Below are 22,061 nucleotides of genomic sequence, written 5' to 3'. Positions count from 1 at the left end.
ATTTATATCCTGTAATTTAAGAATAAAAGAGTCATTAGATAACTGAATACAGCGCAGATACATTTACCGAATGTATAGCGTACAAAAGACAGCTTTGTATCTTTTAAAATGTGCATGGACTGGAAGAGGGATGAGACTCCTCCGAACGATGTAACAGAAAGGATCAGAGCTGTTTTTTGTATGGAAGAAAGTGGAAAAACGGATAATTCGGACAGACCTTTTGTTATCTCCAGGTAGCATGCCAGAATATGGAAAGTTGGTATATTTCCTCCACATGCAATCGCAAGGTTATACAAAACGGAGAAAACAGCGACATAGATACCTATAACGGTGATGGTTGTTATACTATTTTCGATAACAGATGGTGAATTGCCGATATCCTGTGCTGCAGCATATTCGGACATAGTGCCCGTAGTTTCAGAGAGAGGTATTTGGAGATCTTTCGCATCATTAGGAGATTTGTGAACTGTTTTTTTATTTTGTTTAAAAAGCGAAATATGTAAAGAATTTTTTGATAGCAGATAGTACAGGATAGCATAGCAGATCTGTGGCAGGTAGATGACTGCCAGTACGTTGATGGTATTTATCTGGCCGTTCAGATATTGGTTACAGACATATCCAATCAGAAACATAGGACTGATGTTGTTACAGAGGGGCATAATGGCATGGGCGAAATTTTTTGATATGACTTGATTTTTGTAGAGCCTGCCTATAGCTATCGCACCGACCGGGTAGCCGCAGAACAGCCCGCATAAGAATAACAGGATCAGACAGCCTGCCCGGTTTGGATGTTCCCAGTCAATCATAGACAGGAAGAAACCCGAGATCAGAAGAAAAGGAAGCAGAAGGGGCACAAGATTGTTATACCACAACACTAGGCCCTCTGCGAAGCTTTTGGAAACAAAGGAAGAATTCAGGCAGAGGACGATAACAAGCAGGATGAAAGCCGGATATAAGCAGAATGAGCGGATCGATAAGACAGAAGGATGCTTCATAAGGAAAACTCCAATTCATGTGTTCATCAGTATTTTATGAAAAAAGAGTGATCACTATGAATTATAAATAGAAAGAAGCAGGCATTAATTAATATAAATCAGCCGGGCAGGCTGGTGGCAGGAATTTTAAATAAGAGAATATCTTTTCGAATAAAAATGGTTGAAAAAGAGAAGAAAACTGAGTATAGTTAAGCTGCTATTACAGGAGGTGGATAAAATGATAAAAACATGTTTTGAGAATGTAAAGACGAAAACTCCACTGGTGCATAATATCACGAATTATGTAACAGTAAATGATGTTGCAAATGTGCTTCTGGCATGTGGAGGAAGTCCGATCATGGCAGATGATATTGACGATGTAGAAGATATCACCGGTATCTGTGGTGGTTTAAATATTAATATTGGAACCTTAAATAAGAATACGATCCCATCTATGCTTGCTGCCGGCAAAAAGGCAAATGAGCTGGGACACGCCATATTGCTTGATCCGGTGGGCGCAGGAGCCAGCAGACTACGTACAGAGACAGCATTAATGCTTTTAAATGAGATAAAATTTGATGTGATCCGTGGAAATATATCAGAAATCAAGACTCTTGCATTTGGTTCCGGCAGTACAAAGGGTGTAGATGCAGATGTGGCTGATGCAGTCACAGAAGATACTCTCGATCAGGCGGTTGATTTTGTGAAGAAGCTTGCGGGAAAGCTCGGCTGTATCATCGCTGTTACAGGTGCAATCGATCTGGTAGCAGATGCAGATATTTGTTATGTGATCCGGAACGGAAGACCGGAGATGGGTAAGATCACAGGAACCGGATGCCAGTTGTCCGGTCTTATGACAGCTTATCTGACAGCAAATCAGGATGACAAGCTGGAAGCTGCTGCAACTGCCGTTATACTGATGGGAGTTGCGGGCGAAGTCGGATATGCGAATATGGAACCGACAGATGGTAATGCTACTTATAGAAACCGCATTATTGACGCAATCTATAATATGGATGCAGATAAGCTTTGCAGTATGGCAAAGTGTGAGATCAGATAAGGAGTGAATGAGGCTATGAGTAAGCAGACAAATACAAAACCGGAGGAGCTTCTGTTATATGCAGTAACAGACAGACACTGGTTGAACGGTGCAACTCTGATCAGTCAGGTAGAGGCAGCATTAAAAGGCGGAGCGACCTTTATCCAGCTTCGTGAGAAAAATCTGGATGATGAAGCATTTTATAAAGAAGCGCTTGAGATCCAGAAATTATGTAGAAACTATAAGGTTCCTTTTGTGATCAATGACAATGTAGAGCTTGCAAAGAAGATCGGAGCGGATGGTGTTCATGTCGGACAGTCTGATATGGAGGCCTTAGATGTCAGAAAGGTGCTGGGAGACGATAAGATCATCGGTGTATCTGCACAGACAGTGGAACAGGCAAAACTGGCTGAAGAGCATGGAGCGGATTATCTGGGCGTTGGTGCGGTATTTCCAACCGGATCCAAGGATGATGCAACAGAAGTCAGTTTTGAGACGTTAAAGGAAATCTGTGAGCATGTGCATATCCCGGTTATTGCAATCGGCGGCATAACCAGAGATAATGTTGTGAAATTAAATCAAAGTGGAATTTGTGGTATCGCAGTTATCAGCGCGATCTTTGGTCAGACAGATATTGAGGCTGCCACGGCAGATCTAAAAAAACAGACAAAGAAGATGTTAGGAGAATAAGGATGATAAAAGGTGCGATCTTTGATATAGACGGAACACTGATCGATTCTATGGAAATGTGGGAACATGCGGCAGAACGGTATCTGGCAGGAATGGGTATCGAAGCAGAACCCCATCTCCAGAAAAAACTGTATACCTTTACGATTACAGAATCGGCAGAATACCTTAAGAAGAATTACAGTTTATCAAAAACGATTCTTGAAATCATAGATGGGATCAATGAAACGATTGGTGCATTTTACAGAAATGAAGCAGAACCAAAGCCGGGGATCATAGAGTTCTTATCTGCCTTACAGGAGCGGAAGATCCCAATGACAGTAGCGACTGCGACAGACAGGGTTCATATCGAAGCCGTACTGAAGCATAATCATATGGATCATTTTTTCAAAAAGATCCTTACCTGCTCGGAGGTAGGAATTGGAAAAGAACATCCGGATATCTATATTCAGGCAGCAAAGTATATGCAGACGAACATTGCTGATACATGGGTGTTTGAAGATGCTTATCATGGCGCAAGGACAGCATTTGATGCAGGCTTCAAAGTATGTGGTATCTATGATGCTGCGAGTGCGGAGCATATAAATGAGTTGAAAAAATACAGTACGCTGTATGTTGACAATACAAAGGAATTATATAATATTTTCTTTCTTTAAAAAAACCGGCATGATACAGAATTGATAAAATGTACAGCAGGCAGGAACAGACCGGTAACGAAAGTATTTGTAAAAGTAAAGGAGACGAAAGGGTTGAAGACAGTTCTTACAATAGCCGGAAGTGATTCCAGCGGCGGTGCGGGAATCCAGGCAGATATAAAGACCATTATGGCAAATGGTTGTTATGCCATGAGCGCAATCACGGCATTAACTGCCCAGAATACGATGGGAGTAACAGGAATTCAGGAAACATCATCCGAGATGCTCTCCTTACAGCTTGACGCTGTATTTACGGATATCCGGCCGGATGCGATTAAGATCGGCATGGTCGCTTCTGAGAAACTGATCCGTGTGATTGCAGATGAAATAAAGAAATATCAGGCAGAACATGTGGTAGTGGATACTGTTATGGTATCAACCAGTGGACACCGGCTGATCGACGAAGATGCGATCGGTGCTTTAAAAGAATGTCTGCTTCCGATCGCAGAGGTCATTACTCCGAATATTCCAGAAGCAGAGGTATTGGCCGAAATGACGATCCGTGATGAACAGGATATGGTTCGTGCAGCTGAAAAAATATCAAAAGTCTATGGCTGTGCGGTTCTCTGCAAGGGAGGACACAGTATCAACGATGCAAATGATGTCTTATATTCGGACGGAAAAGTCAACTGGTATTATGGAAAACGGATCGATAATCCGAATACTCATGGAACCGGATGCACACTATCAAGTGCAATCGCATCAAATCTTGCAAAAGGGTATAAGATCGATGAGGCGATAAGAAACGCAAAAGATTATATATCCGGTGCGCTTGCGGATGGCATGGATCTGGGACATGGAAGCGGACCTATGAATCATGGCTTTGATCTGAAAAGCAGATTTGCAGAATTATGAAAAAAGTGGTTGCGAATCTCAAATGACTATGTTATCATGGACAAAGTTGGTGTAAAAGCGCATTTGACACCAGAACACTTGGAATGGAGGTGGCAATATGGTAAAGACAATTATCATGGTCGTATATGTAATTATATGTATAGCATTAACAATTATTGTCCTGTCACAGGAAGGTAAATCAGCCAGTCTGACAAGTTCAATTACCGGCGGTAATTATGATAATTCATACTGGGGCAAGAATAAAGGAAGTTCAAAAGATGCGGTTCTCAGAAAGATAACAACTGTGCTTGGTATTCTTTTTATAATAATTGCATTGCTTCTTGATTCTAAGCTGTTCTAGTTCATATACAGAATTTATCAGTGCTTACATATATCCTATATGTAAGCACTTTTTAGATATACAGAGAGGTATTTATGACAGAAGAATTAAAGAATGAAAGAAAAGAGAATATATATACCCTGATCAATGACGATGATTACAGACCGTTGAAATTTAAAGAGCTTTGTTATCTGCTTCAGATCGGAGGGCGTGATAAGGATGATCTGTTAGAAATCTTAAATGAGCTTGTCGATGAGGGCAGGATCGAGAAAACCTCCAAAGGTAAGTATCAGAAGCTTGGAAAGGGTGTCCTTGTCGGTACATTCATCAGCAATCAGAGAGGATTTGGATTTGTCCGTGTGGAAGGATATAAGGAAGATTTCTTTGTACCACAGAAGTATACGATGGGAGCATTCCATAATGATAAGGTGCTGATCCGTGTTGCATCCGGCAACCGGGGCAGATCAACAGAAGCGCATGTAGAACGGATTCTGGAACGAGGTTTAAAACAGTTGGTCGGAACCTATCAGAAGAACCGAAACTTTGGTTTTGTGATTCCGGATAACGGTAAATTAGACAGTGACATCTTTATACCGGAGAAGAAATCCATGGGAGCAGTAACCGGACATAAGGTTGTTGTGGAGATCACAAATTATGGAGAAAAGTCTAAATCTGCAGAGGGACGTGTCGTTGAGATACTTGGACATATTAATGATCCGGAGACGGATGTATTATCGGTTGTAAGAGATCTTGATATTCCGGTTGATTTTCCGGATGTTGTTATGGCAGAGGTGAAGAATATACCGGATGAGGTAACAACGAAAGAGATGGCAGGAAGAACCGATCTCAGACAGTTGCAGACCGTTACGATCGATGGAGAGGATGCAAAGGATCTGGATGATGCGATCACACTCTATGAGGAAAACGGGTTATATAAGCTTGGCGTTCATATTGCAGATGTTACACATTATGTAAGGGAGAATTCTCCACTTGATAAAGAAGCGTTGAAGCGTGGAACAAGCTGTTATCTGATTGATAAGGTCATACCGATGCTGCCGCATAAGCTGTCAAACGGTATCTGTTCACTGAATGAGGGAAAAGACCGTTTGACGCTTAGCTGCCTGATGGATATAGATGCAAACGGCAAGATCATCAATCATAAGATCTGTGAATCGGTGATCAATGTTGACCGCAGAATGTCATATACAAGTGTATCTGCGATCGTAGAGGATCATGATCCGACAGAAACAGAAAAATATAAAGAACTGGTTCCGATGTTTGAATTAATGCTTCATGTGTCAGAGTTGTTAAGAACGATCCGACATGAGCGAGGTTCGATTGATTTTGATTTTGATGAGTCTAAGATCACAGTTGATGAAGACGGTCAGGTATCTTATATCGGAGTGTATGAGAGAAGACGTTCGAATCAGATCATTGAAGACTTTATGCTGGCTGCAAATGAGACAATCGCTGAGGACTATTTCTGGCAACAGATTCCATTTGAATATCGTATCCATGAAGCACCGGATACGGAGCGTGTAAAGCAGTTATCCATTCTGATCAGCAAGTTTGGATATTACTTTAAGGCATCCAAAGAGAATATTCATCCGAAGGAGTTCCAGAAGCTGTTATCAAAGATCGAGGGTGAGCCATGTGAGAATCTGATCAGCCGTATGACACTTCGTACGATGCGGCAGGCGAGATATTCGACGGAATGTGAAGGACATTTTGGATTGTCTTGTAAATATTACTGCCATTTTACATCGCCGATCCGAAGATATCCGGATCTTCAGATTCACAGGATCATTAAGGATAATATTCATGGAAGATTGGATGACAGAAGACTTTCGCATTATGATGCGATCCTTCCAAAGGTATGCGATGATAATTCCAGAAAAGAACGCCGCGCAGAAGAAGCAGAACGTCAGGTAGAGCGTTTAAAGAAAGTGGAATACATGGAGCATCATATCGGAGAAGAATTTGAAGGTATCATATCAGGAGTCATTAACCGTGGTATCTTTGTAGAGCTTCCAAATACTATTGAGGGATTTGTAGATGTGTCGACACTTTATGACGATTTTTATGTGTATTCGCAGGATGAATATGCTATGATCGGAGAATCAACCGGAAAGAAATATTCGATCGGTGATACCGTTAAGGTAAAAGTAAAGCTGGCAGACAAACAGAGCAGACGGATCGAATTCGTGATCCGGTCAGATGCCAAAGAAGGAGATGAAACAGGACATGGCAAAGGAAAGAGGCAACAAACTCATCGCAAATAACAAAAAGGCATATTTTGATTATTTCATAGAAGAAAAGTACGAGGCAGGGATCGCACTGGCCGGAACAGAAGTAAAATCAGTCAGACAGGGACATTGTAGCATCAAAGAATCCTTTATCAGTATCGATAAGGGAGAAATCTACATTTACCGTATGAATATCAGCCCATATGAAAAGGGTAATATATTTAATAAAGACCCGCTTCGTACCAGAAAGCTGCTACTTCACAAATACGAGATCAATAAGCTGATGGGAGCCCAGCAGGTGAAGGGATACGCGATCGTTCCTTTAAAGGTTTATATCCGTGACGGTCTGGTTAAGATGGAGATCGGACTGGCAAAAGGTAAGAAATTATACGACAAACGTCAGGACATTGCGAAGAAGGATGTCAAGCGTGAGAATGAGCGTGAGTTCAAGATCCGTAATTTGTAAGAGTTGATACAGGATTTCCAGAATATCCGAGGCTGATGGACTGGATAATTCCCGATATTTCATATGAAGTTTTAAAGATTTTGTGAAATACTGGAATATTTCATACAGATGTGATATACTCCAATAAGATTTTTACTGGGAGGTCAGGTAAGTGAGCCAGAGTAAAGTAGATAAAAGAAAATATGAGAAGAAGAACCGCGCAGCGATCATGAAGCGTGAAAAGAGAAAGAAAATCCTTGGATGGTGCATATTTGGCGTGTTAGTTGGATGTATTCTTGCAGCTACACTGGGTGTAAAGATATACAAAGCGATTCCAAAGTATGTAGAAGCTGAGAAGCTTGGCGCATATGTCAGCCAGACATGGGCAGAACAGGGATATGGAAGCTATTTTGAGAACAGCAGTACAGCTACAGCATCCGATGCAGAGGATACTGACAGTGATACTTCTGAAGATACAGCTTCTGAAGCAGATACTTCATCTGAAACGACAACTACAGCAGAGACTGACACAACAGAAGCTGCTGAGTAATATATAAGAAAGCACCTGACAACAGAGCTTTCCTTTACAAACCAGGGGTTGACTGGTTTCGACAGGGGTTTTGCAGTCACGGAAGCCATCCGTGGACTAGGACCACGTTAAAACTTAGATTAAATATAAACGCTAACGATAATTTAGCTTACGCTGCCTAATTAAAGGCAACTGCCAGCTTTAAGGTCCCCCGTACCTTTCAGATCTGGTATCATCCAACGGGAAACTCCGGTGCTTAAGCTTTGCGGTATCGGAAAATTCATGAAGCTACTGATGTATCCAGCCTGTCCGTAGGCGTGGTACTGAGGAAATGTTAAAATACGGAATGTGATGGGAGATGCCGTGATGAATGAGCTTTTGGACGTGGGTTCGAATCCCACCAGCTCCATAGCATGAACTATGGCAAAAAGGATGCAAGGTCGTACACCCAAAAAGGTGTAGATTTTTCTTGCATTCTTTTTATTTGTATGGTAAACTGAACGAGTTGTGAAAAAAATCGATGGTCCTCTGTACCGGTGTGGTAGTAAGAACATCTAAATATCAAGGAGGTCACACAAATGAATAGCGATTACATTAAGAATCTTGAAGCTTCTCAGATGAAGACAGAAGTTGCTGACTTTGCAGTAGGTGATACTGTTAAAGTACACAACAAGATCAAAGAAGGTAACAGAGAGAGAATCCAGATTTTCGAAGGAACTGTTATTAAGAGACAGGGTGGAAGCAACAGAGAGACTTTCACAGTTAGAAAGTTCTCAAACGGTGTTGGCGTAGAAAAGACATGGCCAGTACATTCACCATTTGTTGAGAAGATTGAAGTAGTTAGACATGGTAAAGTAAGACGAGCTAAGATTTACTACTTACGTTCAAGAGTTGGTAAAGCTGCAAAGGTTAAAGAGCTTGTTAAATAATTTTTACAGGTTACATGAAAAAGTGGCTGGGGTTGATAGCTCCAGCCATTTTTGTAATATGAATCTATCGGAGTAGAGATATGAGCGATAAAAGTGAACGCAGAAAAAGAATACGGCGGGAGAAACGTCGGCAGAGAAGAAAAGAAAGAAGCTTTAGGCGTACGGTCAGAACGATATTTGGCTGGCTGTTGTCCGTTCTGATCGCAGTTGTGCTGGGATATGGAATGGTTTCTTATTGTTTTCAGTCTGTGTATGTCGTTGGTGATTCCATGAATCCGGTGTGTACTAATCAGGAGAAGGTTACAGTAAATAAGTTATGTTACCTTCTTAGCTCTCCGGATCGATATGACATTGTTGCATACCGAAGTGTTGATACGCCGGATGCTTATTATGATATTAAACGTGTGATCGGATTGCCGGGAGAGACCGTTCAGATCAGAGATGGAAAATTATATATTGATGGCAGTGAACGGACGGATCTGCCATTTGATGATTATATATTTACAGCAGGACTGGCAGAGAATGAAGTAAAGCTGGGGGATGATGAGTATTTCCTGCTTGGTGATAATGTCAATAACAGTGAAGATTCCAGATTCCTGAAAGTGGGAAATGTGAAAAAAGCAGAGATATTAGGAAGGATAAAGACACGATGAATATACAATGGTATCCCGGACATATGACAAAAGCAAAACGTATGATGCAGGAAGACATCAAGCTGATCGATGTTGTGATCGAGCTGATCGATGCCAGAGTGCCATATAGCAGCAAGAATCCGGATATTGATGCACTTGCAGCGAACAAATACCGCCTGATTCTGTTGAATAAGACAGATCTGGCAGATGCATCAGCAACAGCAGAATGGGAAAATTATTATAAAGAAAAAGGATTTTTTGTAGCAAAGATCAATGCAAGATCCGGTGATGGCATGAAGAATATCAGTAATGTGGTAAAGGAAGCTTGTAAAGAAAAGATCGAGCGGGACAGAAAGCGTGGTATCATTAACCGTCCGCTTCGTGCGATGATTGTTGGTATTCCAAATGTCGGTAAATCTACATTTATCAATTCTTATGCCAGAAAAGCATGTACAAAGGTTGGAAATAAGCCGGGTGTTACAAAGGGAAAGCAATGGATACGTCTTGGAAAAGATATTGAATTATTGGATACCCCAGGAATATTGTGGCCCAAATTTGATGATAAAGAGGTTGGATTACGACTTGCTTTTATCGGTTCGATCAATGATGAGATTTTAAGTATTACCGACCTTGCGTATGAATTGATCAAATTTTTACAATTAAACTATTGTCAGAGCCTTGTTGATAGGTATAATATTAATGAGGATGCCGATTCTGTTCATATTCTGGAACAGATCGCAGAAAAAAGGGCATGTATAAAAAAAGGCGGCGAACTGGATATCGATAAAGCTGCAGCGCAGCTACTGGATGATTTCCGGGCAGGAAAGCTTGGCAGGATATCACTGGAACGACCGGCTGTTGTAAAGGATAAGTAGTTGATATGAAAGATGATAACGAACGTGTGGAAGCACTGAATGCTATATTTGACGATGATCCCGCAAAAAAAGCACGGGAAAAAGAGATTGAAAAGCTTGAAAAGAAGCGTGAAAAGCAGCTTGCAAAGTTAAAGAAAAAGGGAATAGATCCGGAGCAGAAGAAGGAAGAAACAGAAACAATTCCTTCGGAGCAGGCAGAGACGGAAGAAAAGAATGAAGCAGCGTCTGATGTTGTAAATGAAGCCGGAGAAACAGTAACGAATTATTTTGCTGATTCAGATGCATCCTCCAATACTCATGTACTGGAGGAAGAAGAACAGCCGGGAAAAAAGAAGAAAAAAGACAAGAAAAAGAAGAAACAGGAGAAAGAAGAGATCAATATCGTAAAAGATTTAATCAGTCTCGCTTTATATATTCTGGCGATCGTTGCAATATGCTGGTTGATCCTTACATATGTTGGACAGCGTACAGAGGTGAGCGGAGACTCCATGAATGATACCCTTCATAATGGTGACAGCCTTTGGATCGATAAACTGTCCTATCATTTTAAAGATCCGGAACGTTTTGATATTGTTGTATTTCCATACGAGGAAGAAGATGATACCTATTATATCAAACGTATCATTGGACTTCCGGGTGAAACCGTATATATTGATGAAGATGGTGTGATCTATATCAATGATGAACCATTGGAGGAAGATTATGGAAAAGAAGTCATAGAAGAAAATCACAGAGGGCTTGCGGCAGAACCGGTCACACTTGGTGATGATGAGTATTTTGTTATGGGTGATAACCGGAATAACAGCCGGGACAGCCGGTTGTCGGATGTCGGTAATATCCATAAGAATAAATTTGTGGGGAAAGCAGTATTCCGGTTTACCGGTGGATTCGGTTTTTTAAATAAAGAAGAACAATAAGTACAGATAAATGGCTGTCGTGTAAGAAACAACAGCCATTTATGCTTATATGAGGATGAGATGGAAAATAAAAGAAAAAGTATAACAGGGATTAAATCCGAATTTGCAAATGCAGATATACATTCAGTCAGACATGTGATGGAAAGATATGCAGAGGATGACAGGGAAGGTGTAAAAAAACTGATCCTTTCTGCTGAAAAGAAGCTTACAGCACATCAAAAAGAGCTTGACCGGATGGAGCATATGTTTGAATATGAGAGACAGCATGCGGACTGTCAGTATATCTGTGGAATTGATGAGGTAGGCCGTGGCCCGCTTGCAGGTCCGGTAGTAGCTGCGGCTGTCATTCTGCCGGAGAATTGCGATATTCTATACCTGAATGATTCCAAGCAGCTCTCTGAAAAGAAGCGTGAAGAATTATATGATGAGATTATAGAAAAAGCGGTTGCTTACGGAATCGGTATGGCAGATGAGAAGCTGATCGATCAGATCAATATTTTAAATGCAGATTATGAAGCCATGCGGATCGCAATCCGTAAGCTTACGGTTCAGCCAGATTTGTTATTAAACGATGCGGTTAAGATACCGGAGGTAGAGATCCCACAGGTTTCGATCATAAAAGGAGATGCAAAATCTGCTTCGATCGCTGCCGCCAGTATTATAGCGAAGGTAACAAGAGACCGTCTGATGGTTTCTTATGATGAGATCTATCCGGGATACGGATTTGCAAAGAATAAGGGGTATGGATCTAAGGAGCATATAGAAGCATTAAAATTACTTGGACCATGTGAGATCCACAGAAGATCTTTTATCACACATTTCTGGAAAGAATAGAAGATAGACAGAAAAAGGAGAACAACTGTATCGACCATTATAATACAAGAAAAAAGGGAACAGAATATGAAGAGATGGCTGCATCATATCTGAAAGATGCAGGTTACCAGATACTTGCGAGAAATTACCGGGTCGCATCCGGAGAGATCGACCTGATCGTATCAAAAGATGGGTATCTGATATTTGTAGAAGTAAAATATCGGAGCAACAGCAGATACGGATCGCCGGAGGCGGCGGTAACACCTGTCAAACAGCGTCAGATCAGCAGGGTAGCCCTGTATTATATGAAACGGTATGGATATGATCCTTACAATACACCGGTACGATTCGATGTGGTTGCGGTGGCGGAGAATGAGATCCATCATATGAAAGATGCCTTCCCTTATCAGGGATATTATTAAGGTTATGAGGTATGAAAATGTATAACATAACATATATCAATCAGGATAAGACAACAGAGATAAAAGAGGAAAACGGAGTTCCGTATATTGTATTTAAGAATCTGGAACTGCCGGGGATAGTTCATGGATTTTCAACGAGACTTGGTGGGGTCAGTGAAGGAATATATTCTACGATGAACCTGAGCTTTCATCGTGGAGATGATATGGATGCAGTTATGGAGAATCACAGGAGGCTGGCACAGGCAGTCGGATATGATTACAGAAGACTGGTATTTTCTGATCAGGTACATGAAACTGTGATCCGTAAAATAACAGAGGAAGATGCCGGAAAAGGTATCACAAGAGAATCGGATATAACGGAAACAGATGGTCTGATGACGAATGTAAAGGATTTGCCATTGATCACGTTTTATGCGGACTGTGTACCGGTCTTTTTCTATGATCCTGTAAAAGAGGTTGTAGCCATGAATCATTCCGGCTGGCGCGGAACCGTTAAGAATATCAGCCTCCATATGGTCGAAGCCTTGAATAAGGAGTATGGATGTGAGGCTTCGGATCTGATCTGTGCGGTCGGACCGTCTATTTGTCAGAACTGTTATGAGGTAAGCGAGGATGTAGCTGAGGCATTTCAGGATGCTTATTTACCGGAACAGTATGATAAAATGACAAAAAAAATTGGAAATGGTAAGTATTTGCTTGATTTACACCGGGCAAATTATTATAATCTGACTGGTGCAGGTATATTGCCTGACCATATAAATGTAACCGACATATGTACATGCTGCAATCCGGATTTCCTGTTTTCACACAGGGCGAGCCATGGGAAACGTGGCAATCTGGGAGCTGTTATCATGCTGAAATCGACAGCAGACGGAGGAAACGTAAATGAGTAAACCGATAGTAGCCATCGTTGGACGCCCAAATGTAGGTAAATCTACCCTGTTCAATGCACTGGCAGGAGAGAAAATTTCAATTGTAAAAGATACGCCTGGCGTAACCAGAGACAGAATCTATGCAGATGTGAGCTGGCTCGATTATAATTTTACGATCATAGATACCGGTGGAATTGAGCCGGAAAGCGACAATATTATTTTAAAAAGTATGCGGGAGCAGGCAGAGATCGCCATTGAGACTGCTGATGTTATCATATTTATGACAGATGTCAGACAGGGACTTGTGGACGATGATCATAAGGTAGTCCAGATGCTCCGTAAATCGAAGAAGCCGGTGATCCTTGTTGTAAACAAGGTGGACAGCTTTGAGAAATATATGAATGATGTATATGAGTTCTATAATCTCGGACTGGGCGATCCTGTTCCAATATCCGGTGCATCCAGACTTGGAATCGGAGATATGTTAGATGAAGTTGTGTCTCATTTTGATGAAGAATCAAAAAATGAAGAGGAAGATGACAGACCTAGAATTGCCATTATCGGTAAGCCGAATGTAGGTAAGTCATCGATCATCAATAAGCTTTTGGGTGAAAACCGTGTGATCGTATCTGATATTGCCGGAACGACAAGAGATGCGATCGATACCGAAATCGTCAGAAATGGAACGGAGTATGTGTTTATTGATACTGCAGGACTTCGAAGAAAGAGCAAGATCAAAGAAGATATTGAGCGTTACAGTATCATCCGTACTGTATCGGCTGTTGAACGATGTAATGTAGCGGTTCTGGTCATTGATGCAACAGAGGGTATCACAGATCAGGATGCGAAGATCGCAGGTATTGCACATGAACGTGGAAAAGGTATGATCATCGTTGTAAACAAATGGGATGCTGTGGAAAAAGACGACAAGACCATTTATAAGTTTACAAAGGAGATCCGGGAAAAGCTGTCTTATATGCCTTATGCAGAGCTGTTATTCGTATCGGCAGCGACCGGACAGAGACTTCCGAAATTATTTGAAACAATCGATGCTGTCATCGAGAATCACTCGCTTCGTGTTGCGACTGGTGTATTGAACGAGATCATGACAGAAGCAGTTGCGATGCAGCAGCCGCCTACAGATAAAGGTAAACGTCTGAAGCTGTTTTATATTACGCAGGTAGCTGTTAAGCCGCCTACATTTGTTATATTCGTAAATGATAAAGAACTGATGCATTTCTCTTATACACGTTATATTGAAAACAAGATCAGAGAAGCATTTGGTTTCCGGGGAACACCTTTAAAATTTATTATCAGGGAGAGAAAAGAAAAATAATGTTAGTACTGGCGAGAATCATATGTCTGATTGGAGGATATTTCTTTGGTATCATCCAGACAAGCTATATTTACGGTAAATTACATGGTATTGATATAAGGGAATATGGAAGTGGTAATGCAGGAACGACAAATGCACTTCGTGTACTTGGAAAGAAGGCTGGAGCAGTTGTATTCCTTGGTGATCTGTTTAAATCAGTGATCGCATGCAGCGTCACACATATTATCATGAATGCTCTTGGCATTGAAAACGTATATTTGTTTGTAATCTATACAGCGGCAGGCGTTGTACTTGGACATAATTTTCCGTTTTACATGCAGTTTAAAGGTGGTAAAGGAATTGCAGCGACATCCGGAATCGCAATCGGTTTACTGGATTGGAGAGTTGCGCTTATTGAACTAGGATTATTCGTATTCTGTGTGGTTGTAACTAAATATGTATCCGTAGGTTCTATCTGCCTTGTCCTGGGACTTTTAGTTTCCTATACAATATTTGCATATACAGGTTCTTATGGTTTTACATCCGATTCGATGAAACTTGAAAGCTGCATTGTTTTAGGACTTATTACCTTGCTTGCAATCTATCGTCATAAACAGAATATTGTCAGACTGATCAAAGGAACAGAGAATAAATTCTCTTTAAAGGGAAGAAATAAGACAACAGAAGAACAGGCATAGTATGTTAAATTATATCGACCACAAAGTTATAAAGATGGAGAGGTATTTAGTATGATAATAGGTATTTTAGGAGCAGGGAGCTGGGGATCTGCACTTGCAAACCTGCTGGCGGGGAATGGGCATGATGTTACCGTCTGGTCCATTGATGAAAAAGAGATTGAAATGCTGAACACATACAGGGAGCAGAGGGATCGTCTTCCAGGTGTTCATCTGAATGAAACAATCACATTTACAACAGATTTGGAACAGACGATAAAAGGGAAAAAAATGATCGTCTGTGCAGTTCCGTCCCCATTTATCCGGAGCACAGCAAAGAAGATCGCGCCTTACATTACAAACGATCAGTTGATCGTCAATGTCAGCAAGGGCATTGAGGAGGCAACCCTGACTCCGATCGTAGAGATCATCGAGAGTGAGATCCCTGGAGCAAAGGTTGCAGTTCTTTCCGGACCAAGCCATGCAGAGGAGGTTGGTATTGGTATTCCGACAACAGTAGTAGCCGGAGCACGCGATATGGATACTGCTAAGCTGATCCAGAATACGTTTATGAATGATGTATTCCGTGTGTATACCAGTACAGATGTAACCGGAATCGAACTTGGCGGATCTGTTAAGAATGTTATTGCGCTGGCTGCAGGAATTACGGATGGTCTTGGTTTTGGAGATAATACGAAGGCAGCGTTAATGACCAGAGGAATGGCAGAGATCTTACGACTCGGAACTGCGATGGGAGCACATGTAGAGACACTTGCCGGTTTATCCGGTATGGGTGATCTGATCGTTACCTGTACGTCCAAGCACAGCCGTAACCGGAATGCCGGTTATCTGATCGGACAGGGCAAGAGCTACAAAGAAGCAATGGCTGAGGTCAAGATGGTAGTAGAAGGGGTATATTCCGCAAAGGCGACACTGAAGCTTGCAAAGAAGTACGGAGTCGATATGCCGATCGTTGAAGAGGTAAATAAGGTATTATTCGAGGGCAAGCCTGCCCGTGAAGCAGTTGTGGATCTGCTTACCAGAGACAGAAAGGCAGAGATATCTGTAGAGGAGTAAGTTTTTGACATACTTGTAAAAGCTCTTTCATATATTACTTATATGATAATCTTTACATAGGAAACAGATTTTGTATTTCCATTTTTTATGATACAAATACAGGAGCAGAAACGGAAAATGTGTAAGAAATGCAGGAGGTATATATGGGAGGCTTTAATGTGTACAACGACATCAATGCCAGAACAAATGGTGAAATTTACATAGGTGTTGTAGGTCCGGTACGAACCGGAAAATCAACATTTATCAAACGGTTTATGGAAATGATGGTCATTCCAAATATAAAAGATGAGAATGACCGTGAGATTGCGCTGGATGAAATGCCACAGTCTGCGTCCGGTAAGACAATCATGACGACAGAACCCAAATTCATACCCAAAGAAGGCGTCGAGATCCGGGTAGATGATGAGATCGATATGCGTGTCCGGCTGATCGACTGCGTTGGCTATGTTGTAGATGGAGCGGAAGGTCAGATGGAGGATGGAAAAGAACGGATGGTCAAGACTCCATGGTTTGATTATGATATTCCATTTGCAAAAGCGGCAGAGATCGGAACCAGGAAGGTGATCAACAGTCATTCAACGATCGGGATCGTGGTGACCTGTGATGGCAGCTTTGGCGATCTGGCAAGAGAAAACTATCTTGCAGCAGAAGAGAAAACGATAGCGGAATTAAAAGCTATTGGAAAGCCGTTTGTGATCCTGTTGAATTCAAATCGACCGGGAGCAAAAGAAACAAAAGAGCTTGCAGCAACGATGGTAGATAAATATGGTGTTGCGGTTCTTCCCGTAAACTGTGATCAGTTGAGCAGAAATGATATCAATGCGATCTTTACTTCGATGCTGTATAGTTTTCCTATCACCTGTATTAATTTTGTGATACCAAAGTGGCTGGAGGTATCCGAGAATGACAATAAGATCAAAAAGAGTGTGATCGAGAATGCCATGGACATCATGAACAGCAATCAGCACATATATGATATGGTTCATTTTGCTTTTCCGGAAAATGAATATGTGGAAAAGTATACATATAACAATGTAAATCTTGCAGACGGTTCGCTGAGTGTTCAGGTTACGATCTATGGAAGATATTATTATGAGATGCTTTCCGATATGCTTGGGACAGAAATCCATAATGAGTATGATTTTATTACAGAGATCAAAGATATGGCAGAAAAGAAAAAGTTCTGCAATGGGGTTATAAATGCACTTGACAGTGTGAAAAATGGCGGTTATGGTCTGGTAATGCCGGAAAAGAAGGATATTACACTGGAAACACCGGAGCTGATCAAGGCAGGCAACAAATATGGAGTAAAGATCAAGGCAGAGGCACCATCGGTTCATATGATCAAAGCGAATATTACAACGGAGATCGCACCGATCGTTGGTACGAAGGAGCAGGCGGAGGATCTGGTCGAATATATCAAAACAAGCACCGGAGAGAATGGAGAAGATATCTGGGATGTGAATATCTTTGGCAAGTCGATCGAGCAGCTTGTAGAGGATGGATTAAATACAAAGACAAATAAGATGAATGTAGAAAGCAAGCAGAAGCTTCAGGATACCATGGAGAAGATCGTAAATGATGGAAATGGCGGACTGGTCTGCATTATTATATAGGCATACAGAGAACAGATGTGAAAAAACCTTGATGGCGTCTGTATGGGATAAAGGGAGACAATATGTCGGCAATCGATGTAAAACTGAATGTATTTGAAGGACCACTTGATCTGCTCCTTCATCTGATCGAAAAGAATAAAGTAAATATTTATGATATACCGATTGTAACGATCACAGAGCAATATCTGGATTATGTGAATCATATGGAAGAGGAAGACCTGGATGTTATGAGTGAATTCCTGGTCATGGCGGCAACTCTGATCCGTATCAAATCCAAGATGCTTCTTCCGAAGGTAACAGAAGAGGATGAGGAGGAAGAGGATCCGAGAGAAGAGCTTGTCCGCAGATTGCTGGAGTATAAGATGTACAAATATGCGGCAAGTGAGCTGAAAGATCTGGAGCTTGACGGTGCAAAGGCATTTTATAAAAAAGAAAGCATTCCTGCAGAGGTGAAAAATTTCAAGCCGGTCGTGGATCCGGTTGCACTGATCTCGGAATATGATATGAATCTGGAAAAACTGAATGAGATCTTCAAATCCGTGATGCGGAAACAGGTTGAAAAGGTAGATCCGATCCGTAGTAAGTTCAAAAATATCGAGAGAGAGGAGATCTCACTGGAAGCAAAGATGGCGGAGGTACGGGAACAGGTCCGCGGACTTGCAGGCATCAATTTCCGGACACTGCTTGAAATGCAGGCATCGAGATCGAATATTATCGTAACATTTCTTGCAATATTAGAGCTTATGAAGATTGGAGCCATTAAGATCCGGCAGAAAGAGATATTTGGAGAGATCATCATTGATTCCAGAGATGACATTGCTGCATATGAGTTGAACAGCCAGAATACTGATACAGATAAAACAGATGCAGATGTGCCGGATTCAATAGAGACAAATGCAGAAGCCATTCATCAGGCAGATGGTGAAGCCAATGAGACAGAACGAGGATAAGATGGGTATGGGTGAGATAAAAGAGAACGAAGCAACAGTAAATGAGATAACACTGGAAAATGTAGAAGAACAGCCGGTTGTTTATAAAGAATACAGTACAGAATATCTGGTTTCTGCAGTTGAAGCAATACTGTTTTCCATTGGGGAGTCTGTGTCAGTAGATCGACTGGCTAAGGCACTGGAGATGGAGACAAAGAAGCTGTCCAAGCAGATGGAAGAGGTGCTGGAAATTTATAATCAGTCTGATCGGGGCATTAAGATGGTCGAGCTTGAAAATGCATATCAGTTGTGTACCAGAAATGAGTACTACGATGTGTTGACAAAGGTTGTCTGTACACCGAAGAAACCAAATCTGACGGATGTACTGCTTGAAACCCTGTCGATCGTTGCCTATAAGCAGCCGATCACCAGACCGGAGATTGAAGCCATCCGTGGAGTTTCCTGTGCACATGCGATCAATAAGCTGATGGAATACGGACTGGTAGATGAGGTTGGACGACTGGATGCTCCGGGACGACCGATCCTGTTTGGAACGACAGAGGAATTCCTGCGAAGCTTCGGCGTTGCATCGACAGAGGAGCTTCCGATGATCAGTCCGGATAAGATCGAGGACTTTAAGAAGGAAGCACAGGAAGAGGCAAATGAGATCACACTCGGGCTGGATAACGAGTCATAAAACCGACAGATCCGGAATATATTTTTATGAAGAAAGAATATATCCGGTGATCGTATGTTAGGGTTATATTTCAAATATCATAAAAGAAAACAGAAACCTGCAGGAAGAAGGCGACAGAAGATTCCCGCAGGTTTTCTGTTTGCATGGATCCTTGTTGCTTCAGTATTGCTCTGTTCTGTGATTCCTGCGAAAGCATTTGTGATGCAGCCGCAACAGCAAAGGATAGTTCATTGGAATGATCACAGCAAACAGAACAGCAATACCCTTCAGGTAGATACAGAGCAAAAGATCACAGACAATGATCTTCATGCACTGTCGGCTGTTCTGATGGATGGAGAAAACGGCAGGATCCTGTATGATAAAGCAGGTGAAGAAGTTCGTGCAAATGCCAGTACGACGAAGATCCTTACCTGTATTTTGGCACTTGAATATGGTGATCTGGACGATACGGTGGTCGTATCTTCCTATGCAGCAAAGATGCCGGATGTACAGCTTAATATCAGAGAGGGAGAGGAATATAAATTAAAAGATCTTCTGTATTCGCTGATGCTGGAAAGCCATAATGACAGTGCAGTTGCGATCGCAGAGCATATTGGCGGAAGTGTGGAACAATTTGCGGAGCTGATGAATCAGAAGGCAGAGGATATTGGCTGCATGAAGACACATTTTATTACGCCAAATGGCTTAGATGCAAAGGATGAACATGGAATACACGGAACAACGGCTGCTGACCTGGCTCGGATCCTGCGGTATTGTATCAAAGAGTCGTCTGAAAAGGATACATTTCTTACGATCACAAGAACGTCTGTCTATTCTTTTACCAATCTTGCAGGAACCAGAAGCTTTACCTGCAATAATCATAATGCATTTCTGAATATGATGGATGGAGCACTGACAGGTAAGACCGGATTTACAGGAACAGCCGGTTATTGTTATGTTGGAGCGTTAGAACGGGATGGAAAGCTGTTCATCGTAGCTTTGCTTGGATGCGGCTGGCCGGGGAATAAAACTTATAAATGGGCAGATACGAAAAAGCTTATGAACTATGGACTGGATCATTATCAGGAACATACCATAAAAGATGATATCCTGCAAAAAACGGACATTCCTATTCAGTATGATTCCAATTACCGAAAACAGCAGGATGCAGAAAAGGCCACGATCGCATGGGACTGCAGCTTTTCAGAAACATTGTTGCTGCGGGAAGATGAGCAGATCACTGTCCGGTATATTCTGCCGGAGAAACTTGGACTTCCGTTGCAAACCGGGATGCAGATTGGTTCCGTTGTTCTGTCAATTAACGGTAAGGTCTATGCTATTTATCCGGTATTTATTACAGAAACAATATCCGGAATGACATGGATGGATTTTATAAGTGGGTACATAAAGTATTATATTGACAGAAATTATTCCTGATCGTTGAAGTATAGTTGTAGTATACGGGCAACAGATGACAGGTTACTATATAATATGGAGTATAAGATTGATGAAAAGAAACAGGGAGGTTATTATTTGAAACAGTTTGTTGTAGTGGGTGGTGACCTGCGTTGCCACTATCTGGTCTTATATTTAAAAGAACAGGGCTATCCGGTTTTTACATGGAAGGTGCCGGAACTTGCAGATACCGGAGAAAAATTACAGGATATAATTGGAAATCTCAAGACCGATGATACTTTAAAAGAAACCGGGCTGTTGCTTCCAGTTCCGGTTACAAAGGACGGAATCCATATCAATGGCTGCTCAGAGCTTACGGCAGAAGCACTTGCTTTCATGGTGGGGGACTTTGGTCTGGTATGTGGGGGCGTGATCTCACAGGAATTGACAAAAGCCTGTGCAGAATCAGGTATACCATGTCACGATTATATGAAGGATGACTGTGTTGCGCTAAAAAATGCGGTTGCAACGGCAGAAGGTGCGATCACGGAAAGCTTTATGATGAGTGATATCAATATAGAAAACAGCAAATGTCTGGTTACCGGTTATGGAAGATGCGGGCGTGTCCTTGCACAGAAGCTGCTTCGTATGGGTGCGGAGGTGACGGTTACAGCCAGAAGTGTGGAAGCCTGTATTAAGGCAGCCATGGGGGATTGTCATACGATATTGTTGAATCAGTTGGCTTCCTGTGAAAAGCTGGATACATTTGATTTCTGTTACAATACGATACCGGCGCCTGTGCTTGATCGGACAGTCTTGTCAAAGCTTCGTCCGGATGTTGTTATTCTGGATATAGCATCCAAACCGGGCGGAACGGATTTTGCATATCTGGATGAGCAGGGGATCTGTTATAAACACAGTCTGGGGATTCCGGGACGGTATTCGCCCAAAACTTCCGGTGAGATCCTGGGCGAGGCAGTTTTGTCGTATCTTTGATAAAACAGTCACATAGTTTATGATCCTGCATACACTATAATAAACATAAAATCATTGTCAGGCAGTAGTTTTTGTCTGGTTTTGTTAAATAGTTGGAACCAGACACAACAGCCTGGAATTGATAAAACAGTATG

At 41.8% G+C, this 22,061-nt stretch carries 24 protein-coding genes and 1 other RNA gene; 24 read left to right on the top strand and 1 reads right to left on the bottom strand.

What is annotated here, in order from left to right:
• Positions 1–2 precede the first annotated feature (2 nt).
• Positions 3–995: a hypothetical protein gene (locus tag OCV60_RS04210; protein WP_262529456.1), complete on the bottom strand. Its 993-nt coding sequence runs from the start codon at positions 993–995 to the stop codon at positions 3–5.
• A 217-nt stretch (positions 996–1,212) separates the two neighbouring features.
• On the opposite strand from OCV60_RS04210, the gene thiM reads away from it, so the two are divergent.
• The 24 genes from thiM (at position 1,213) to OCV60_RS04090 (ending at position 21,927) form a co-directional block, all read left to right on the top strand.
• Positions 1,213–2,034, top strand: a complete 822-nt coding sequence (thiM, locus tag OCV60_RS04205; RefSeq protein WP_021943949.1) for a hydroxyethylthiazole kinase — start codon at positions 1,213–1,215, stop codon at positions 2,032–2,034.
• A gap of 15 nt (positions 2,035–2,049) precedes the next feature.
• A complete protein-coding gene (gene thiE, locus OCV60_RS04200) occupies positions 2,050–2,703 on the top strand; it encodes a thiamine phosphate synthase (RefSeq protein ID WP_021943948.1) in 654 nt (217 codons plus the stop codon).
• 2 nt (positions 2,704–2,705) lie between these two features.
• Positions 2,706–3,356, top strand: coding sequence for an HAD family hydrolase (locus tag OCV60_RS04195; RefSeq protein ID WP_021943947.1), 651 nt, complete (start codon positions 2,706–2,708; stop codon positions 3,354–3,356).
• A 93-nt stretch (positions 3,357–3,449) separates the two neighbouring features.
• Positions 3,450–4,250, top strand: a complete 801-nt coding sequence (thiD, locus tag OCV60_RS04190) for a bifunctional hydroxymethylpyrimidine kinase/phosphomethylpyrimidine kinase (RefSeq protein WP_262529550.1) — start codon at positions 3,450–3,452, stop codon at positions 4,248–4,250.
• 97 nt (positions 4,251–4,347) lie between these two features.
• Positions 4,348–4,590, top strand: a complete 243-nt coding sequence (secG, locus tag OCV60_RS04185; RefSeq protein WP_021943945.1) for a preprotein translocase subunit SecG — start codon at positions 4,348–4,350, stop codon at positions 4,588–4,590.
• A gap of 74 nt (positions 4,591–4,664) precedes the next feature.
• Entirely contained in the window at positions 4,665–6,851 is a 2,187-nt protein-coding gene (gene rnr, locus OCV60_RS04180; RefSeq protein WP_021943944.1) for a ribonuclease R, read from the top strand.
• Positions 6,814–7,281, top strand: coding sequence for an SsrA-binding protein SmpB (gene smpB / locus OCV60_RS04175; RefSeq protein ID WP_021943943.1), 468 nt, complete (start codon positions 6,814–6,816; stop codon positions 7,279–7,281). Before rnr ends, smpB begins: the two co-directional genes overlap by 38 nt.
• 151 nt (positions 7,282–7,432) lie before the next feature.
• Positions 7,433–7,810 carry a hypothetical protein gene (locus tag OCV60_RS04170; RefSeq protein ID WP_117784806.1) on the top strand — a complete coding sequence of 126 codons (378 nt, stop codon included), beginning with the start codon at positions 7,433–7,435 and terminating at the stop codon, positions 7,808–7,810.
• Between the two features lie 44 nt (positions 7,811–7,854).
• Positions 7,855–8,201, top strand: a transfer-messenger RNA (tmRNA) gene (ssrA, locus tag OCV60_RS04165).
• A 166-nt stretch (positions 8,202–8,367) separates the two neighbouring features.
• A complete protein-coding gene (gene rplS, locus OCV60_RS04160; protein ID WP_021943941.1) occupies positions 8,368–8,718 on the top strand; it encodes a 50S ribosomal protein L19 in 351 nt (116 codons plus the stop codon).
• 80 nt (positions 8,719–8,798) lie between these two features.
• A complete protein-coding gene (gene lepB, locus OCV60_RS04155) occupies positions 8,799–9,371 on the top strand; it encodes a signal peptidase I (RefSeq protein WP_021943940.1) in 573 nt (190 codons plus the stop codon).
• A complete protein-coding gene (ylqF, locus tag OCV60_RS04150) occupies positions 9,368–10,225 on the top strand; it encodes a ribosome biogenesis GTPase YlqF (RefSeq protein ID WP_021943939.1) in 858 nt (285 codons plus the stop codon). The genes lepB (OCV60_RS04155) and ylqF overlap by 4 nt, the downstream gene beginning before the upstream one ends.
• A gap of 5 nt (positions 10,226–10,230) precedes the next feature.
• The gene (gene lepB, locus OCV60_RS12930; RefSeq protein ID WP_021943938.1) at positions 10,231–11,142 is read left to right on the top strand and encodes a signal peptidase I; all 912 of its coding nucleotides are present in this window, start codon (positions 10,231–10,233) and stop codon (positions 11,140–11,142) included.
• Positions 11,143–11,202: 60 nt separating this feature from the next.
• Positions 11,203–11,976, top strand: a complete 774-nt coding sequence (locus tag OCV60_RS04140) for a ribonuclease HII (RefSeq protein ID WP_262529447.1) — start codon at positions 11,203–11,205, stop codon at positions 11,974–11,976.
• A complete protein-coding gene (locus tag OCV60_RS04135; RefSeq protein WP_317258976.1) occupies positions 11,946–12,377 on the top strand; it encodes a YraN family protein in 432 nt (143 codons plus the stop codon). The genes OCV60_RS04140 and OCV60_RS04135 overlap by 31 nt, the downstream gene beginning before the upstream one ends.
• Positions 12,378–12,394: 17 nt before the next feature.
• On the top strand, positions 12,395–13,270 hold the full coding sequence (pgeF, locus tag OCV60_RS04130) for a peptidoglycan editing factor PgeF (RefSeq protein WP_021943935.1): 876 nt from the start codon (positions 12,395–12,397) through the stop codon (positions 13,268–13,270).
• Positions 13,263–14,585, top strand: coding sequence for a ribosome biogenesis GTPase Der (der, locus tag OCV60_RS04125; protein ID WP_021943934.1), 1,323 nt, complete (start codon positions 13,263–13,265; stop codon positions 14,583–14,585). The genes pgeF and der overlap by 8 nt, the downstream gene beginning before the upstream one ends.
• The gene (gene plsY / locus OCV60_RS04120; RefSeq protein WP_118674605.1) at positions 14,585–15,262 is read left to right on the top strand and encodes a glycerol-3-phosphate 1-O-acyltransferase PlsY; all 678 of its coding nucleotides are present in this window, start codon (positions 14,585–14,587) and stop codon (positions 15,260–15,262) included. Before der ends, plsY begins: the two co-directional genes overlap by 1 nt.
• Before the next feature lie 51 nt (positions 15,263–15,313).
• The gene (locus tag OCV60_RS04115) at positions 15,314–16,315 is read left to right on the top strand and encodes an NAD(P)H-dependent glycerol-3-phosphate dehydrogenase (RefSeq protein ID WP_021943932.1); all 1,002 of its coding nucleotides are present in this window, start codon (positions 15,314–15,316) and stop codon (positions 16,313–16,315) included.
• Between the two features lie 143 nt (positions 16,316–16,458).
• Positions 16,459–17,931: a stage IV sporulation protein A gene (gene spoIVA, locus OCV60_RS04110; protein ID WP_021943931.1), complete on the top strand. Its 1,473-nt coding sequence runs from the start codon at positions 16,459–16,461 to the stop codon at positions 17,929–17,931.
• 62 nt (positions 17,932–17,993) lie between these two features.
• Positions 17,994–18,881, top strand: a complete 888-nt coding sequence (locus tag OCV60_RS04105; protein ID WP_262529442.1) for a segregation and condensation protein A — start codon at positions 17,994–17,996, stop codon at positions 18,879–18,881.
• A complete protein-coding gene (gene scpB, locus OCV60_RS04100) occupies positions 18,862–19,557 on the top strand; it encodes an SMC-Scp complex subunit ScpB (RefSeq protein WP_243175740.1) in 696 nt (231 codons plus the stop codon). The genes OCV60_RS04105 and scpB overlap by 20 nt, the downstream gene beginning before the upstream one ends.
• A 54-nt stretch (positions 19,558–19,611) precedes the next feature.
• Positions 19,612–20,973, top strand: a complete 1,362-nt coding sequence (locus OCV60_RS04095) for a D-alanyl-D-alanine carboxypeptidase family protein (RefSeq protein WP_262529438.1) — start codon at positions 19,612–19,614, stop codon at positions 20,971–20,973.
• A 96-nt stretch (positions 20,974–21,069) separates the two neighbouring features.
• Complete coding sequence (locus OCV60_RS04090; RefSeq protein ID WP_262529436.1) at positions 21,070–21,927, top strand: dipicolinate synthase subunit DpsA; 858 nt, start codon at positions 21,070–21,072, stop codon at positions 21,925–21,927.
• Positions 21,928–22,061 lie beyond the last annotated feature (134 nt).

The organism is Coprococcus ammoniilyticus (genome assembly GCF_025567345.1).
In the GTDB taxonomy this organism is placed as follows: Bacteria; Bacillota; Clostridia; order Lachnospirales; family Lachnospiraceae; genus Coprococcus; species Coprococcus ammoniilyticus.
This window is presented reverse-complemented; position numbering and strand designations above follow the sequence as displayed.